The following is a 277-nucleotide window of genomic DNA, read 5'->3' as shown; positions in this document are numbered from 1 at the left end:
ACCCAGTCCTGCTGTAGCGACGCCTCCTGCGTCTACGCCTGCCCGGTCAACTGCATCCACCCGACCCCCGACGAACCGGATTTCCGGACCGCCGAGATGCTCTACGTCGACCCGGCCGCCTGCGTGGACTGCGGCGCCTGCGCCTCGGCCTGCCCGGTGGACGCCATCACCTCGTCGAAGAAACTGACCGAGGAACAGAAGCCGTTCATCGAGATCAACGCCGATTTCTACCGGCAGTCGCGGCCCCGCCCGATTCTCGCCCAGCCGGTACCGGCAC

1 protein-coding gene is annotated in these 277 nt (G+C 67.5%); it reads left to right on the top strand.

Translation table 11 applies throughout. The features are described 5' to 3' along the window. Positions 1 to 54 precede the first annotated feature (54 nt). On the top strand, positions 55 to 277 hold a 223-nt coding region (locus CUZ56_RS14940), incomplete at its 3' end, for a 4Fe-4S dicluster domain-containing protein (protein ID WP_126981201.1).

This window comes from Saezia sanguinis, assembly GCF_003991585.1.
Lineage (GTDB): Bacteria > Pseudomonadota > Gammaproteobacteria > Burkholderiales > Burkholderiaceae_C > Saezia > Saezia sanguinis.
Note: the sequence above shows the minus strand (reverse complement) of the source record. Positions and strands in the feature narration are given on the sequence as shown.